This window comes from Saccharothrix coeruleofusca (genome assembly GCF_017876325.1).
Classification (GTDB): domain Bacteria; phylum Actinomycetota; class Actinomycetes; order Mycobacteriales; family Pseudonocardiaceae; genus Actinosynnema; species Actinosynnema coeruleofuscum.
Genome location: NZ_JAGINV010000001.1, coordinates 7,605,869 through 7,621,098, shown reverse-complemented (window position 1 = coordinate 7,621,098; position 15,230 = coordinate 7,605,869). Strand labels below are relative to the sequence as shown.

At 72.5% G+C, this 15,230-nt stretch carries 17 protein-coding genes; 4 read left to right on the top strand and 13 right to left on the bottom strand.

Features of this window, described 5'->3' with window-relative positions; genetic code table 11:
- Positions 1–14 precede the first annotated feature (14 nt).
- The gene (locus JOF41_RS35570) at positions 15–890 is read left to right on the top strand and encodes an alpha/beta fold hydrolase (RefSeq protein ID WP_189224507.1); all 876 of its coding nucleotides are present in this window, start codon (positions 15–17) and stop codon (positions 888–890) included.
- Between the two features lie 13 nt (positions 891–903).
- Here JOF41_RS35570 and JOF41_RS35565 read toward each other — a convergent pair whose 3' ends face one another.
- The 7 genes from JOF41_RS35565 to JOF41_RS35535 all read right to left on the bottom strand — a co-directional run bounded on the left by JOF41_RS35565 (position 904) and on the right by JOF41_RS35535 (position 5,963).
- Entirely contained in the window at positions 904–1,209 is a 306-nt protein-coding gene (locus JOF41_RS35565; RefSeq protein ID WP_189224506.1) for a hypothetical protein, read from the bottom strand.
- Positions 1,210–1,249: 40 nt separating this feature from the next.
- On the bottom strand, positions 1,250–2,089 hold the full coding sequence (locus JOF41_RS35560; protein ID WP_189224505.1) for a RecB family exonuclease: 840 nt from the start codon (positions 2,087–2,089) through the stop codon (positions 1,250–1,252).
- A gap of 62 nt (positions 2,090–2,151) precedes the next feature.
- The gene (locus JOF41_RS35555; RefSeq protein WP_189224504.1) at positions 2,152–3,009 is read right to left on the bottom strand and encodes a PHP domain-containing protein; all 858 of its coding nucleotides are present in this window, start codon (positions 3,007–3,009) and stop codon (positions 2,152–2,154) included.
- Positions 3,010–3,023: 14 nt separating this feature from the next.
- Complete coding sequence (locus JOF41_RS35550; RefSeq protein ID WP_189224503.1) at positions 3,024–3,584, bottom strand: PH domain-containing protein; 561 nt, start codon at positions 3,582–3,584, stop codon at positions 3,024–3,026.
- Positions 3,585–3,622: 38 nt separating this feature from the next.
- Positions 3,623–3,781, bottom strand: coding sequence for a hypothetical protein (locus tag JOF41_RS35545; RefSeq protein WP_189224502.1), 159 nt, complete (start codon positions 3,779–3,781; stop codon positions 3,623–3,625).
- 570 nt (positions 3,782–4,351) lie between these two features.
- Positions 4,352–5,458, bottom strand: coding sequence for a DUF2332 domain-containing protein (locus JOF41_RS35540; RefSeq protein ID WP_189224501.1), 1,107 nt, complete (start codon positions 5,456–5,458; stop codon positions 4,352–4,354).
- A gap of 1 nt (position 5,459) precedes the next feature.
- A complete protein-coding gene (locus JOF41_RS35535; RefSeq protein ID WP_189224500.1) occupies positions 5,460–5,963 on the bottom strand; it encodes a MaoC family dehydratase in 504 nt (167 codons plus the stop codon).
- Positions 5,964–6,240: 277 nt separating this feature from the next.
- On the opposite strand from JOF41_RS35535, the gene corA reads away from it, so the two are divergent.
- Complete coding sequence (gene corA / locus JOF41_RS35530) at positions 6,241–7,323, top strand: magnesium/cobalt transporter CorA (protein ID WP_189224499.1); 1,083 nt, start codon at positions 6,241–6,243, stop codon at positions 7,321–7,323.
- Positions 7,324–7,476: 153 nt separating this feature from the next.
- Here the strand turns inward: corA and JOF41_RS35525 are convergent, their stop codons facing one another.
- Positions 7,477–8,565 carry a DUF2332 domain-containing protein gene (locus tag JOF41_RS35525; RefSeq protein ID WP_189224498.1) on the bottom strand — a complete coding sequence of 363 codons (1,089 nt, stop codon included), beginning with the start codon at positions 8,563–8,565 and terminating at the stop codon, positions 7,477–7,479.
- A gap of 98 nt (positions 8,566–8,663) precedes the next feature.
- On the opposite strand from JOF41_RS35525, the gene JOF41_RS35520 reads away from it, so the two are divergent.
- Both JOF41_RS35520 and JOF41_RS35515 read left to right on the top strand, forming a co-directional pair.
- Positions 8,664–9,341, top strand: a complete 678-nt coding sequence (locus JOF41_RS35520) for a metallophosphoesterase family protein (RefSeq protein ID WP_189224497.1) — start codon at positions 8,664–8,666, stop codon at positions 9,339–9,341.
- A complete protein-coding gene (locus tag JOF41_RS35515; RefSeq protein WP_189224496.1) occupies positions 9,331–10,170 on the top strand; it encodes a ParB N-terminal domain-containing protein in 840 nt (279 codons plus the stop codon). Before JOF41_RS35520 ends, JOF41_RS35515 begins: the two co-directional genes overlap by 11 nt.
- 50 nt (positions 10,171–10,220) lie before the next feature.
- Here JOF41_RS35515 and JOF41_RS35510 read toward each other — a convergent pair whose 3' ends face one another.
- The 5 genes from JOF41_RS35510 to JOF41_RS35490 form a co-directional block, all read right to left on the bottom strand.
- Complete coding sequence (locus JOF41_RS35510) at positions 10,221–11,177, bottom strand: hypothetical protein (RefSeq protein ID WP_189224495.1); 957 nt, start codon at positions 11,175–11,177, stop codon at positions 10,221–10,223.
- An 89-nt stretch (positions 11,178–11,266) separates the two neighbouring features.
- Complete coding sequence (locus JOF41_RS35505; protein ID WP_209623920.1) at positions 11,267–12,166, bottom strand: nucleotidyl transferase AbiEii/AbiGii toxin family protein; 900 nt, start codon at positions 12,164–12,166, stop codon at positions 11,267–11,269.
- The gene (locus tag JOF41_RS35500) at positions 12,163–12,753 is read right to left on the bottom strand and encodes a type IV toxin-antitoxin system AbiEi family antitoxin domain-containing protein (protein WP_189224493.1); all 591 of its coding nucleotides are present in this window, start codon (positions 12,751–12,753) and stop codon (positions 12,163–12,165) included. Before JOF41_RS35500 ends, JOF41_RS35505 begins: the two co-directional genes overlap by 4 nt.
- Before the next feature lie 174 nt (positions 12,754–12,927).
- Positions 12,928–13,821 (bottom strand): SDR family NAD(P)-dependent oxidoreductase, encoded by an 894-nt coding sequence (locus JOF41_RS35495; protein WP_189224492.1) that lies wholly within the window; start codon positions 13,819–13,821, stop codon positions 12,928–12,930.
- A 217-nt stretch (positions 13,822–14,038) separates the two neighbouring features.
- Positions 14,039–15,223 (bottom strand): ABC transporter ATP-binding protein, encoded by a 1,185-nt coding sequence (locus JOF41_RS35490; RefSeq protein WP_189224491.1) that lies wholly within the window; start codon positions 15,221–15,223, stop codon positions 14,039–14,041.
- Positions 15,224–15,230: the final 7 nt, after the last annotated feature.

Here is a 15,230-nt window from a genome sequence, read left to right as displayed (position 1 = left end):
GGCAGACTGCTGCCGTGCACTCCCAGCTCAGCCCGCACCACGCCCAGCGCGTCGACCTGCCCGGCAGGCACGGCCCGGTCGCGGCCCTGCGCGCGCCCGCGACCGGCCCCGACCTCGGGGCCACGGCTCTGCTCGTGCCCGGCTACACCGGCTCCAAGGAGGACTTCGCGCCCCTGCTGGACCCGATCGCCGAGGCGGGGCTGGAGGCCGTCGCCATCGACCTGCCCGGCCAGTACGAGTCGGCCGGGCCCGCGCGGGAGCAGGACTACCACCCGGCCCCGCTGGGCGCGGCGCTGGCGGAGCTGGTGGAGAAGCTGGCCTCGGACGGCAGGCGGGTGCTGCTGCTGGGCCACTCCTACGGCGGGCTGGTGGCGCGGGGCGCGGTGCTGGCGGGCGCGCCGGTGTCCGGGCTGACGCTGATGGCGTCGGGGCCCTCCGAGCTGCCGCCGGGGCTGCGGCGCACCGCGCTGGACCAGGGCGAGCTGGCCATGCGGGACAAGGGCCTGGAAGAGGCGCAGCGGATCAACGAGGCCCGGCTCGCGCACAACCCGCGGTGGGCGGCGATGCCGCAGCGGCTGAAGGACTTCTACCGGGAGCGGTTCCTGCGCTCGACGCCCGAGGGCCTGCTGGGCATGGGCGCTGCGCTGCGCGCGGAGCCGGACCTGGTGGCCAAGCTGGGCCGGGCGCTGCACGCCGCGGGCGTGCCGTGCCTGGTGGTGTGCGGGGAGCTGGACGACGCCTGGTCGGCGGCCAGCCAGCGGGACATGGCCGAGCGGCTGGACGCCGACTTCGCCGTGCTGCCCGGCGTGCTGCACTCGCCGAACACCGAGGCCCCGGAGGCGCTGCTGGGCACCCTGCTGCCGACCTGGCGGACCTGGCTGGAGCAGTGAGACCTGCCGGGGGCTAAGCCCACCAGAACAGCCACAGCGCCACCGCGCCCGCCACGACCACCAGCAGGCTCAGCGCCGCCGCGGGCCAGCCCCTCCTGCGGTCGGCCAGCAGCTGCGCGACCACCGCGATCACGGCGGCCAGCACGTGCCCCAGCACCACGTCCAGGCCGGGGCCGGGCAGGTCCCTGGTGCCCGCGTAGACCTGCACGCCGATCATCACCAGCGCCAGCAGCACCAGGCCCGCGGCGAAGGCGCCGCTGAGGCCCCGCCAGACCCTGGCCAGCCGGGGCTCCGGCAGGTCGGTCTCCACTGTCGTCACGGATCTCCCCCTACGGTGCGGGCAAGCTACTGGCGGGCGGTCATGGTGCCAGCAGCGCCCACGGCTCCAGCGCGGGCGCGGCCTGCTGCCCCTCCGGGCAGCTGCGCCGGAAGTCGCACCACCCGCACCGCCTGCCGGTGCGCGGTGGGAACAGCACGTCGCGGTCGCCGCCCGCCGCCAGGGTGTCCCCGGCCAGCGCCAGCTCGTCGGCGGCTTCCTCGGCGCGGGCGACGTGCCTGCCCAGGCTCTCCTCGGTGTGCTCCCAGACCGCGACCTCGCCGGTCGGCAGGTGGTGCAGCTCCACCCGGTGGCAGGGCTTGCGCAGCGTCCGCCGCGCCGCCAGCGCGTACAGGGCAAGCGCTTGCGAGCCCCGCGCGTCGTCCACCGTCAGCGCGTGCCTGCCGGTCTTGTAGTCCACGATGACCAGCTCGCCGTCGCGCAGGTCGATGCGGTCCACCCGGCCCTCGGCGACGATCTTCGAGGTGGGGGTGGACACCCAGCGCTCGACGCCGATCGGGTCGACCGAGGTGTCGAGCTCGGCGACGTAGTCGCGCACCCAGACCACCGCGCGGTCGCGGTAGCGGGCCGCCTGCTCGGCGTCGCGGAAGCCGTCGTCCTTCCACTGCCGGTGCAGCAGCGCCACCGCCTGCTCGGGGCTGCGCCGGTCGGCGGGCAGGTCGAACAGCGCCTTGAGGGCGTTGTGCACCACCGCGCCCAGCGTGCTGTGCGCCCAGGCCCCGCCGCGCGGCGGGGTGGGGCGGTCCAGGTAGGCCATGCGGAAGCGGCGCGGGCAGTCCGTCCACGTGGCCAGCTTGGCCGGGGTGACCCGGACCAGCTTGCGCGGCTGCGCGCCGAAGTCGAACCCGAGCTGCTCCTGCACGGCACCACGCTACCGACAGGGACCGACAGCCCTCCACCGCCCCGCCCCGCCGGGCAGCGCGGTCAGCCGACCAGGACCTTGCAGCCGGTGGCGCGGTCGGCGATGGCGTCGAGCACCTCCGGTGACGTGGTCTCCGCGCCGAGCCGGACGGTCTTGTTGGTGCCGTGGTAGTCGCTGGACCCGGTGACCAGCAGCCCCAGCTCCTTGGCCAGGCCGCGCAGCCGGTCGCGGGTGGGCGCGTCGTGGTCGGGGTGGTCGACCTCCACGCCCGCCAGGCCGAGCGCCGCCAGGTCCGCCACGACCTGCTCGGTGACGACGGGCCCCCGCGAGCGGGCGAAGGGGTGCGCCAGCACGGTCACCCCGCCCGCGTCGCGGATCATCTCGATGGCGCGGGCCACCGGGGTGTCGGTGCGCGGCACGTAGTAGCGGCCGCCGGTCAGGTACTTGGCGAACGCCTCGTCCACGCTGTCCACCACGCCCGCCCTGATCAGCGCCATGGCCAGGTGGGGGCGACCGGCGGGGGCGTCCTCGGGCATCGAGGCCATCAGCTCGTCCGGGTCGATCGGGAAGCCGTCCTCCACCATGCGCACGGCCATCCGGCGCAGCCGCTGCCTGCGCTCCAGGCGCAGCCGCAGCTGCTCCTCGACCAGGGCGGGCGAGGTCGGGTCGTGCAGGTAGGCCAGCAGGTGGACGGTGATCACCCGGCCCCGACCGTCGTCCGACGCGCAGGACAGCTCCGCGCCTCGCACCAGGCGCAGCCCGGCGGGCAGCGCGGCAGCGGCCTCGGACCAGCCCGCCGCGGTGTCGTGATCGGTGATCGCGATCGCGTGCAGGCCGGCGGCGGAGGCCGCCGCCACCAGCGCGGCGGGGGTGTCGGTGCCGTCGGACTCGGTCGAGTGGGTGTGCAGGTCGATGCGCACCCGACCAGTCTGACCTACGGGACCATCTTCTTCCCGCGGGCCGCCCGCTGAGCCTTGATCATCGAGAAGCGCTCGGCCTGCGCCTTCTTGTCGCCGAAGGTCAACTCGGAGATCGCGTCGTAGACCTCCTCGGGGTTGGGCAGGTACTCGATCCGGTTCAACGCCTGGATCTGACCCGCCGACTCGACGACCAGGGTGCCGAAGCCGAACATGCGTCCCAGCACCGAGCGCTCGTAGGTGAGGTCGGTGACCTTGCTGATCGGCATCATGGCGACCTTGGTCTCGAAGACCCCCGAGGAGATCATGAACCTCTTGTCGGTGACCACGATCCGCTCCACCCACCACTCCATGACGAAGTAGGCCAGCCGGAGCACCACGAACAGCGAGGCGTACCAGAGGATGTTCTGGATCAGCCCCATGTTGTCCGGCAGCAGGTAGGAGATCATCATGGCGCCCGCCATCAGGGCCAGCGCCTCCAGAAGATCACCGAGCAGGGTGCTCCAGTGCCTGCGTACCCGGATGACCCGACGCTCCGTGGGCAGGAGGTACTCGTCTGGGTCTCGTGGTGCGAACATGCCTTCGACCTCTCGCCGTGGGGGAGGAGCCGGGCGACTCAGAACAATTGTTTCACGAAGGTGATCAGCGCCTCGGCGGCTTCCCTCAGCGTGTTCAGGATGTTCTGCACCACCAGAGCCGCCTGCTGCGGCTCGGCGATGAGGAAGAACAGGAGCAAGCCGACCCCGGCGAAAGTGAGAATCTTCTTCAGATTCACGGCGATCATCCCCGTTCGCTACCCGCACCCGTTTGGCGCCAGTGAAAACCGTTGTACCGCACTCCACGGCACGTTGGGAGCTTTGTACCGCACTTGGGTCAGCGGACTGCACCGCCGAACCGGTGTGGCTACTCTCCGCGATCGTGACGCTTGGCAATCGATTCCCGGTTCGCCGGGTCGGCGGTGTCGACCGGACCCCGCACCAGTGATCACTCCGCGTAGACAGCCGCAATCCTCCAGGTGAGGGACCCCGCCCCACCCCCGTCGGCCGAACGGTCGCCGGGACCGCCGGTGACCAGGCGAGGCGGCGGTCGGGATCGCGCGAACGACCACTCTGCGTGATTGTTCTAGACCACTACGGCCGTGTGCCCACCAACCGGCTCCCGGCCGCCCACGGCGCGAACGACCACCCCTGCCAGGTGCGATCCGGTGGCCCCCGAGCGGGCGACGAGCCCCCGAACGCGCGCCCGACGGCTACTGCGATCTTGGCCACAATCCGGCCCGAGCGCGACCTTCCAGGGGGCCGCGCCGATCAACTTCGCCCGATCGGGTGTGCGTTCGGCGCGCGTTTCAAGGGGTCTCCGGCAGCCACACGAGGCGCTGGCCGTGCAGCGCGGTCCTCGCCAGCGCCTGCGCCCGCACCACCTCGCCGCCCTCGAAGCGGACCAGGCCCAGCACGCCGAAGGTGCCCCCGCCCGGACCGGGCCGCAGGTCCTCGCGGTCGGGCAGCACGTGCACCAGGCCGTTGGCGAACCCCTCGTGGCTGATCCACCACACCGGCCTGCCCAGCCCGGCCAGCGCCGCGACGAACCGCTCCCCCTCCAGGTAGGCCAGCACGCTGCTGGTCAGCACCACCAGCGGCAGCTCGTCGGGCACCCGCGCCGCGGCCCGCCCCAGGTCCGCCACCGCGTCGCCGACGACGAACTCCGGCGGGGACTTGCGCTGCACCGCCGCCGCCACCCCGAACAGCCGCAACCGCTCCGGCTGGTCCGCCCAGACGCACGCCTCCAGCCAGGCGTAGGTGTCCTCGTCGGCCAGGTCCGCGGGCGCGCGGTCCAGGCCGACCTTGGCGGCGACCTTGACCGACTTGGGCAGCTTGGGCAGCCGCGCGCCGGGCGCCAGCTCCAGCGCGCAGTGCAGGCCCACCGCCGCCTTCGCGGGCCCGGCGGCCAGCTGGCCCGCCTGCTCGGTCTGGTACCGGTAGCCGTACTTGTCCAGGTTGAGCAGCAGCCCCGCCGAGCAGCCGACCTCCAGCAGCCCCACCGGTCCCCGGACCGCCGCGTTCACCGCCGCCACCGCCGGGTAGACCAGCGCGGCGCGGCGCACCTCGTTGGTCTGCGTGGTGCGGCTCGCGATCAGCGCGCGCATCCGGTCCGCCCGCTCCAGCACGAACTCCCGGAACAGCGGCCAGGTGCGCTCGTCCACCCCGTGGGTGCCGCCCAGCGAGGGGTAGTAGCTCGACAGCGGGTGGAACGGCTCGGCCTGCACCAGCCGGTGCGCCGCCGCCAGCAGCAGCGTGCCGTGCGCGAACCGCTCCTCGGCGGCGGTGAGCAGGCCCGCCACCTCCGGGTCGTCCGCCGCGCCGCGGCCGAGGTGCTCGTAGAGCGGCGACACCCCCGCCGCCTCGCGCTCGGCGAACCAGGCCAACCGGCGGCGCACCACGTCCAACGGGGTCACATCACTCCTCGGGCTCGGGCCTGCCCGGCTGCTCGCCGCCGCGCGCGGCCCCGTAGGCCCGCTTGGGCACCATCACCTTGCGGCGGAACACGCAGACGACCGTGCCGTCCTGCTTGTAGCCGCGGGTCTCGACGTAGACCACGCCCCGGTCGTCCTTGGACTTCGACGGGGTCTTGTCCAGCACCTCGGTCTCACCGTAGATGGTGTCGCCGTGGAAGGTCGGCTTCACGTGCCGCAGCGACTCGACCTCCAGGTTGGCGATCGCCTTGCCCGAGACGTCGGGCACCGACATGCCCAGCAGCAGGGAGTAGACGTAGTTGCCGACCACCACGTTCTTGCCGAACTCGGTGGTCTCGGCCGCGTAGTGCGCGTCCAGGTGCAGCGGGTGGTGGTTCATGGTCAGCAGGCAGAACAGGTGGTCGTCGTACTCGGTCACCGTCTTGCCGGGCCAGTGCTTGTAGACCGCGCCGACCTCGAACTCCTCGTAGTACCGCCCGAACTGCACCGCGCGCCTCCGTTGGCTGTGTGGTGATCGGGGATCACCCCGACCGGGACGCACAGTGTGAACGGGGCAGGAGTACCCTAGGCAACCGGTCTGTGAGCGACTCCACCGCCGGACCACCGACCCGAGGAGGTGAGGGCGATGAGCAACGACCCCCATCCTGCGAGTACCTCGCGCGTCCTCGTCGGCGGGTCGGCTTTGATCAGCTAGGCCCAGTGGTACCCGGTCGGGGACGTGCCGTCGTTTCGCCTGGAAACCGACGCCCCCGTCTGGAGGACCCGTGCCCAGCCTGCCCTCGCTCGGCGGCCTGAGAGGCCGCTCGACCGACCGCCTCCGCACGCCCGCGCCCGTCCCGGTGCCGCTGTCGGCGTACGTGGTCGACTGCGGCGTCTACGTCGACGGCAGTCGCCTGGCCGGCCGCTGGTCGCACACCGACGCGGTCAACGAGGTGCGCAAGCGCGGCGAGGGCTTCGTGTGGATCGGCCTGCACGAGCCCGACGAGGAGCAGATCCAGGGCGTCGCGGAGACCTTCGGCCTGCACGAGCTGGCCGTCGAGGACGCCGTGCACGCCCACCAGCGGCCCAAGCTGGAGCGCTACGACGACACGCTGTTCATGGTGTTCAAGACCGTGCGCTACATCCAGAACGCCTCGCCCGACACGGCCAACGAGATCGTCGAGAGCGGCGAGATCATGGTCTTCCTCGGCCGCGACTTCGTGGTCACCGTGCGGCACGGCAACCACTCCGGGCTGGCCGCCGTGCGGCGCGAGCTGGAGGCCGACCCGGAGCGGATGCGGATGGGCCCGGCCGCGGTGCTGCACTCGATCGCCGACCACGTGGTGGACAACTACCTCGACGTGACCGACCACATCGAGGACGACATCGACCAGATGGAAACGCTGGTCTTCGCGCCGCGCAGCGGGATCAGCGCCGACCAGATCTACCTGATGAAGCGCGAGGTGCTGGAGCTGCGCCGGGCGGTGATGCCGCTGGCGGTGCCGCTGCGCAGGCTGGCCGAGGGGTACACGCCGCTGATCCCCGAGCAGGTGCGCTCGTACTTCCGCGACGTCGACGACCACCTCACCGAGGTCTCCGAGCGGGTCCTCAGCTTCGACGAGCTGCTGACCACGCTGGTGGACGCGGTGCTGGCCAAGATCACGCTCCAGCAGAACTCGGACATGCGCAAGATCTCCGCCTGGGTGGCGATCATCTCCGTGCCCACCATGGTGGTCGGCGTGTACGGCATGAACTTCGACAACATGCCGGAGCTGCGCTGGAAGTTCGGCTACCCCATGGTGATCGCGGTGATCCTGGTGGCCTGCCTGACGCTGTACCGAATATTCCGTCGGAACCGCTGGCTGTAGCCCCCCGCCCACCCCGACCCGACGGGACACCCGACCATGACCAGATACCTCACCAACCTGCGCTTCTGGATCCTCACCTTCCTGCTCGGCTGGCTGGTCACGGTGACGCTGATCATCGCCTCCCAGCCGTAGCGGCCGAGGCGGCCGCCCGCGTCAGGTCCAGGGCCGCACGTCCCACGCGAAGGGCACGCCGTGCCCGGCGCCCGAGCCCAGCCGCAGCGACACGTCCGCGGGCCAGAGCTTGAGCAGCAGCTGGAACTCCCACGGGTCGTCCGGGTCGTGGCTGCGCCGCGGCTCGTAGACCAGCAGCGCCAGCGGGGCGGTCGGCGTGGCGCGGGCCGCCGCGCCCGCCAGCACCGCCCGGCCCGCGGCGCGGTCGGCGGGCGAGGCGTACTGCCAGACCACCGAGTGCCACACCACGGTCAGCACGCCGCGCTCCGGGGTGCGCAGCTGCTGGGCCAGCCACTCCGGCCCGGTCGCCCGGCGCACCGGCACCCGGTCCGCCAGCGCCAGGTCCAGCGCCGCCCGCAGCCGCGCCAGCCGCTGCACCTGGTCGGCCCACACGAACGACAGCAGGTGCAGCCTGCCGTCCTCGGTGGTCACGTCGACCGGGTTGAGGTCGCAGCCCGCCCGGCGCACCACGCGCAGGTCGTGCTCCAGGTCCACGTCCGGCCGCCCGGTCCAGCCGGGGTCCAGCTCGAACGGGCTGTCCCGGTCGCCGAGCACCCGGTCCCCCACCCGGTAGGCGATCCGGTGCGGGCGCAGGTTCAGCCCGCCGCTGGCGCCGACCTCCAGCAGCCGCACCGGGAACGGCGTACGCCTGCCCGCCGCGTCCGCGGCCAGCCGGGTGGCCACGTGCAGCCCGCCGAACAGCGGACCGCTGCGGCCAGGCTCGTTGGTCTGCACCACCGTGGTGGAGATCATCGCGCGCAGCTCGTCCGCGTGCTCCTCCAGCACCGGCACCGCGTCCCGCCACAACCGGTCCAGCCTCGGCGTGCCGCCGACCGACGGGTAGTGCTCGGCCAGGCCGGGGGCGCGGCCCTGCAGCACCAGGCGGTGCAGCGCGCCCGCGAACCGCAGCCCCGGCACGGTGCCCCGGCGGTCGCGCTCGGCGCCCGCCATCACCCGCGCGGTCACCCCGCCGCTCGCCAGGTCGCGGGCGGCGGCGACCAGCAGGGTGTGGGTCAGCGGGCTGGCCTCGCGGCAGGGGCGGGCGGCGTCGAGGAATAAGTCGGCGAGCACGGGCCCGACGCTAGCCGGATTTCCCTTGTGCGGCACCGGGGAGAGGCGCATTTCACCCGCGCACGGCCGAGCCGCGGGACAGCGCATAGGCTCGGTGGGTGCCCAGGGTGCTCGCGGTGTCGGACGAGGTGGTGGAGCAGTTGTGGAGCGACCAGGTGCGCAGGCACCGGGTCGACCTGGTGCTGGCGGCGGGCGACCTGCCGTTCGACTACCTGGAGTTCCTCTCCGGCGCGCTGGACCGGCCGTGCGTGTTCGTGCCCGGCAACCACGACGTGGACCTGTCCGGCTACGCCAACGTGCGCGGGCTGTGGACCAAGGCCGGGCTGCCCGCGCGGTGGCCGGGGCCGGCGGGCGCGGTCAACGCCGACCAGCGGGTGGTCGACGTGGCCGGGCTGCGCATCGCCGGGCTGGGCGGGTCCATCCGGTACAACGACGGGCCCAACCAGTGGACCGAGCGGCAGCAGGCGCGCAGGCTGCGCCGGGTGCTGCGGCTGGCGCGGTGGCGCGGGCTGCGCGACGGGCGCGGCGTGGACGTGCTGCTGACCCACTCGCCGCCCAGGGGCTGCGGTGACGAGCCCGACGCGCCGCACCGCGGGTTCGAGTGCCTGCACGACGCCGTGCGGCGGCTGCGCCCGCCGTTGCTGCTGCACGGCCACATCCACCCGCACGGCGAGCGCAAACCCGACCGGGTGCTCGGCGGCACGCGGGTGGTGAACGTGGTCGGCTACAAGGTGATCGACATCCCCGGACGGGAGGAGGTGGGCCGTGCGCCGTGACACCGGGTTCCCGCGCATCGACGCGGAGAACGACTTCCAGCGGGCGCGCCGCAACCAGGTGCTGTCGCGCCTGGCCGCGTGGCTGCGCCGCGAACCCGACGACGTCAACATCACGCTGCCGTTCCACGAGGTGGTCGAGGCGCTGGGGATGCTCAGCGAGCGGCGGCTGGGGCTGCGCACGATCCGGCTGGACTCGATCGTGGGCAGCGTGGACCGCACCCGCGACTTCGACCGCCGGTTCCGGCCGACCTCGGCGCGGGTGCGCGAGCGGTGGCAGCGCCTGGCCGCGGCGCAGCGGCGCGGCGAGCCGATCCCGCCGATCGACGTCTACCGGGTCGGCGACCTGCACTTCGTCCAGGACGGGCACCACCGGGTGTCGGTGGCGCACGCGCTGGGCCTTGAGGTGATCGACGCCTACGTCACCGAGGTGGTGACCCGGATCACCGCGCACGGCATCCGCCACCGCGGTGACCTCATCGTCAAGGACTACCGGCGGCTGTTCCTGGAGCGGGTGCCGCTGACCGGCCAGGCGCGGGCGGCGGTGGTGCTGTCCGAGCCGTGGGACTACGCGGCGCTCGGCGAGCACGTCGAGGCGTGGGGCTTCCGCCTGATGCAGGACGAGGGCGCGTTCCTGGACCGGGCGACCGTGGCGCGGCGCTGGTACGAGGAGGAGTACGTGCCGGTGGTGGCCATGCTGCGGCAGGCCGACCTGGTGGGCGAGCGCACCGAGACCGAGGCGTACCTGTGGGTCGCGGGCGAGCGCTACCGCCTGATCCGCACCCACCGCTGGGACACCGGCGTCATCGACACCCTGCGCTCCCGCCGCTAGCCCCGAACGCTCGGTTCGCGGTGCCTGGACGCTCAACTCGCGCGGTCAGGTCACCTGGGCAGGGGTCTGGCCTGGTCGAGGACCCGGTCGGCGTAGCTGTCGAGCAGGCGGGTGGCGACCTGCTGCGAGTAGCCGAGGATGACCGCCCACAGCAGCAGCGCGGCCTGCGAGGCGACGCCGATCAGGCCGGTGGTCACGCCCGCGCCCAGCGCCAGGATGCCGACCACGGCCAGTGCCGCGCCGAGCAGCACTTTGATCGCGGCCTGGTAGCCGATCATGATGTACGGCGACAGGCTCGGCCTGCGGCGCAGCAGCAGCACGACCGCGGACAGCACGGCCCCGAACGCGCCGAGGACCTGGATCAGCCACACGTCGGCGCCGCTGGGGGCGCGGCCGGACGGGCAGACCGTGGGCAGCCGCTCGGAGCCCACGCACATCGGCACCAGTCCCGGCCGGACCAGCCCGACCACGCCCAGGACCGTGTTGACCACGAACAGCACCACCGACGCGGCGATCAGCTTGTTGCGCAGCGCCCTTGAGCCCGCGTGGGCGAAGTCGGACTGGTCGAACGCGGCCCGCAGCGCGTCGACGACCAGCTCGCGCTCGACGCTGAGCGGGTACTCGCCGGGCCGCAGCTCCTCCAGCGCCCGGCGGCGCGGGTCCTCGGCGTCGAGCTGCTCGGCGACCCTGGCCCGCAGGCCGGGCAGCCTGCCCAGGAAGCCGCTGCCCGCGGCCACCACGGCGATCTCCGCTTCGTGCAGGGCGCGCCAGGCGCGTTCGATGTGCCAGCCGGACCACCACGACGCGATGGCCCGCCAGCGCGGCTCGTCGTGGGTGATCATCTCCTCCACCACGGCGGCGGCCTGCTCGGCCACCGCGCGCCACTGCTGGCTCTCCGGGTCCAGCGGGTCCGGCGGGCCCAGGGCGGCCAGGTCGGCGCGGACGCGGTCCAACCGCGACTGCACCACCAGCCGCCAGTCCGTGACCCTCGGTTTGCGGGTTGCCATATCACCTGATGGTGACAGGGTGTCGGGCCCAGACGATCACCCGGACGAGTGGTAGCAGGCGTTTTCCCGGCTCGACAGCGGAGCAGACCTCAGCGCCACGCCCTCTCGACAGGGCACCACGTCGCGCCGATGTCGTCGGCGAGCCGGTCGGCGAAACCGCTCACCGCGGCGACGACTTCGGCGAAGTCGGCGGGCAGGTGCTGTCCGTCCTCACCGAGGCGCGCTCGGAACGCCCGGTAAGCGGTCTGCCGCAGGACCGGCAGAGAACCCGTCACCTCGGAGAGCGGTCGGATTTCCACCCCGCGGTGCGCCGTGGTCGCGACCAGCGCTGCGCGGGCCTCCTCATGCTCCAGGCGATGTCTACCGGTCAGCACGAAGACGTCCGCGAAGTCGCGGACGCGCGTGTTGGCGTTGCCGAGCGCGATGGCCGTGCTCAGCTTCTCGGCGAGCACGGTTTCGACCGGGTAACCCAGCACCCGGACAGCCGGTTCGCCCGGTCGCTGCGAGGGCAGCGCGACGATTTCGGGCTCGGGGGTCACCGGATCACCGAAGTTGACGTCCAACCTCAGCTTCACCCGCGCGCCGGACAGCAGGCAGTCCATCGCCACCCGGACCCCGGCGTAGAGGTCGTCCTCCCGGATGCTCCGCGTGGTGACGGTGTCGGGCAGGTATTCCACCCCGTCATCCGGGTCGAGGGTCGTCCGGGCCACGGCGACGACGAGTTCGGCCACCGCCGCTTCGTCGTTGGTCAGCCGCTGGGCCAGCAGATCCGCGTCAGCGGTCGGGCGTCGGGCACCGAGGGCGGCCAGCAGCATCCCCCCTTTGAGGACGAGTTCTCCCGCGTGCGGCGACTCGGTGAGCCTGGCCAGCCAGCGCTCCAGGACGTACAGGACCAGCAGTTCCTGCGTGGTGCGGCGCTCGCGGCGTGCCCGGTTCCGCAGCTCCAGGTAAGCGCGCCCGCCGGGCGTGGCCTTCGTCGGGCGGTTCACTCGGCGATCAGCGCGTCCAGCGCGTTCCTGACCGGCCCGAACACGTCGAGTGCGCGGGCGATGTCGAGCACCAGCCCCGGACGGGCATCAGCGCGCCGGACGTAGCGGCGCAGCGCGGTCAGCGCCACCGGCTCGCCGTGCCGGTGGCGCAGTCTCATCAGGTCCACCACGGTCCTCGCCGGGTTGTAGACGCGGACGTACTCACCAGGGGCCGCCTCGACGGTTCCCACACCGAGTTCGAAGGTGGCCTCGGCGAACCGGAACACCTGCGTCGGGGGGTGGTCGATGCGCGGCGGCCGCTGGTGGCGCGGTACCGCGATCTGCGTCGTCAATGGGATCTCATCGGTCAACTCGTGCACAGCGGCGGCGGACAGGCAGCAGGTGATCGCACCGGGAACCCGGTAGGCCACGGCCAGCAGGTCCGGCAGGGACGCCTGTTCCGAGTCGGCTTTTCGGAACACCCCGCGGGAGAGCTCCACCACCGCCCCGCTGTCCCGGAGCCGGTACAGGTCGCGGTGGTGCATCCCCCGCCCGCAGGCGGTCGCCGTGGTGAAGGTGTCGGGCAGCTCGTCCAACGACACAGTCATGGATAGAAGTGTCACCATGTAGGACACACCTGGCAACACTTTCATCCACCCGCCGGCAAGTACTACCCGCCCCGTCCTCCTGGGCCGTTTTCCACTACCCGGCCGCCGCAGCGCTCCGGCCGGGTAGTAGTTGAACGCTCGTGGAGAGCCCACGGGTAGTACTTGCAGGTGGGGTCAGACGGCTTGGGAGGGCTCCACCAGCTCGCGCAGGCGCGGGGGCATCCGCTTCTCCAGCCCGTAGGGCTCCAGGTGGGCCTGCAGCACCCCGGTGAACGCCCGCTCCACCGACCCCGCGTCCCAGCTGTCGCTCTCCAGGATCGGCGGCTTGAAGTGCGGCTGGCCGATCAGGTGCAGCTGCCTGCCGTTGCACCGCACGACCTGCCCGGTGATGCCCGCCGCCGCGTCGCTGAGCAGGAACAGCACCAGCGGCGCCACCTTGCCCGGCACCCGGTCGGCCGGGATGGCGCGCAGCGAGCGCTCGGACTTCCACACCATCCGGGTGTGCGCCACCGGGCACACCGCGTTGACCCGGATGCCCTCGGTCTCCAGGTCCAGCGCCCACGAGCAGCTCAGCGACGCCACCGCGCCCTTGGTCGCCGAGTAGGTGGCCAGCTTGCGCTGGCCCAGGAACGCGCCGGAGGAGACGTTGACGATCGAACCGCCCCCGCCCCGCTCGCGCATGGCGCGCATGGCCGCGGTGCCGGTGTAGATCACGCCGAGCAGGTTGACCTCGACCAGCCGCCGGATGGCGTCCGGGTCGTCGTCCCACGGCAGGGCCTCGTAGTTCAGCCCGGCGTTGTTGACCAGGCCGTCGAGGCGGCCGAACTCGGCCACGCACACGCCGACGATCTTCTCCGCCTCGGTCGGGTCGGCGACCGTGTGCGCGCTGGCCACGGCCCGCCCCCCGTAGTCCCTGATCCGCTCCGCGACCCGCTCGGCGAGGTCGCCGTCCACGTCGTTGACCACGACCGCGGCGCCCGCCCGCGCGGCGTGCATGGCGTACGCCTCGCCCAGCCCCCGGCCCGCGCCGGTGACGACGACCGCCTTCCCGTCCAGCTCATTGCCCATGCGTCTGCCCCTATCCCCTGCGCGGTGGCCGATCACCCCCGCTCGCTCAGCGTGGAGATCGTCGGGGCGGGTGGGACGGGACTTGCGGCGAGTTGCCGCCGTGCTGCGCTGAATGGAGCACCGAATTCGTCCGCACCGATGAGCCGCACTGGTCAGCAACTCTCCGTGAACAGCGCAAAGGGGCTGTCCGGCGCACCGGACAACCCCTTCCCGGCATTCACTCTCCAGCGTAAGTGAGGTTCCGCCCGGTCGCGGGGTCGAACAGCTGCACCTTGTCGGCGTCGAACCAGATCTCCGCCTGCTCACCCTGCGTAGCCGACGAGGCGGCCGAGAGCCGGGTCACCAGCGCCACCCCGCTGCCCGGCACGTCCGCCGAGCCCGCGTCAGCGGCCAGCTCGGCCAGCTCCTCGGAGGTCGCCTGCTCACCGGAGAGGGTGAAGTAGGCGAACTTGTCCGAGCCCATCGACTCCAGCACGTCCACCTGGCTGGTGAACGTGACGCCGCTGTCGCGGACCGCCTCGTCGACCAGCCGGGCGTCCTCGAAGTGCTCCGGGCGCAGGCCCACGATCACCTCGCGCGGCGCGTCGGCGGCCTCCAGCATCGACCGCACCCGCGCGGTCAGCGGGATGTCGCCCAACGGCGAGCGCAGCGTGCCGTTCTCCAGCCCGGCGGGCACGAAGTTCATCGCGGGCGAGCCGATGAACCCGGCGACGAACAGGTTGGCCGGGTGGTCGTAGAGGTACTGCGGCGCGCCGATCTGCTGCACCGCGCCGCCGCGCATCACCACCACGCGGTCGCCCAGGGTCATCGCCTCGGTCTGGTCGTGGGTGACGTAGACCGTGGTGGTGCCCAGCTGCTTCTGCAGCCGCGACACCGAGGTGCGCATCTGCACGCGCAGCTTGGCGTCCAGGTTGGACAGCGGCTCGTCCATCAGGAACGCCTTGGGGTTGCGCACGATCGCGCGCCCCATCGCCACCCGCTGGCGCTGGCCGCCGGAGAGGTTGGACGGCTTGCGGTCCAGGTGCTGGGTCAGGTCGAGGATCTCCGCGGCCTCCTTGACCTTCTTCTCCACCGTGGCGTTGTCCACCTTGGCCAGCCGCAGCGGGAAGGCCATGTTCTCCTTCACCGTCATGTGCGGGTAGAGCGCGTAGGACTGGAACACCATGGCGATGTCGCGGTCCTTGGGGGCGCGCTCGTTGACCCGCTCCCCGCCGATGCGCAGCTCGCCCGAGGTGATGTCCTCCAGGCCCGCGATCATGTTGAGGGTCGTGGACTTCCCGCAGCCCGACGGGCCGACCAGGATGATGAACTCGCCGTCGGCGATCTGGATGTCCACGTCCCGCACGGCCACCGCGCCGTCCGGGTACTGCTTGCTCACCTTGTCCAGGACGATCTCGGCCATTGCGCAC

What these genes read in the sequence shown, in the direction of transcription:
- JOF41_RS35495 (WP_189224492.1), bottom strand. Translation starts at nt 13,821, where the DNA reads ATGGGCAATGAGCTGGACGGGAAGGCGGTCGTCGTCACCGGCGCGGGC.
- JOF41_RS35490 (WP_189224491.1), bottom strand. Translation starts at nt 15,223, where the DNA reads ATGGCCGAGATCGTCCTGGACAAGGTGAGCAAGCAGTACCCGGACGGC.
- JOF41_RS35510 (WP_189224495.1), bottom strand. Translation starts at nt 11,177, where the DNA reads ATGGCAACCCGCAAACCGAGGGTCACGGACTGGCGGCTGGTGGTGCAG.
- JOF41_RS35500 (WP_189224493.1), bottom strand. Translation starts at nt 12,753, where the DNA reads ATGACTGTGTCGTTGGACGAGCTGCCCGACACCTTCACCACGGCGACC.
- JOF41_RS35550 (WP_189224503.1), bottom strand. Translation starts at nt 3,584, where the DNA reads ATGTTCGCACCACGAGACCCAGACGAGTACCTCCTGCCCACGGAGCGT.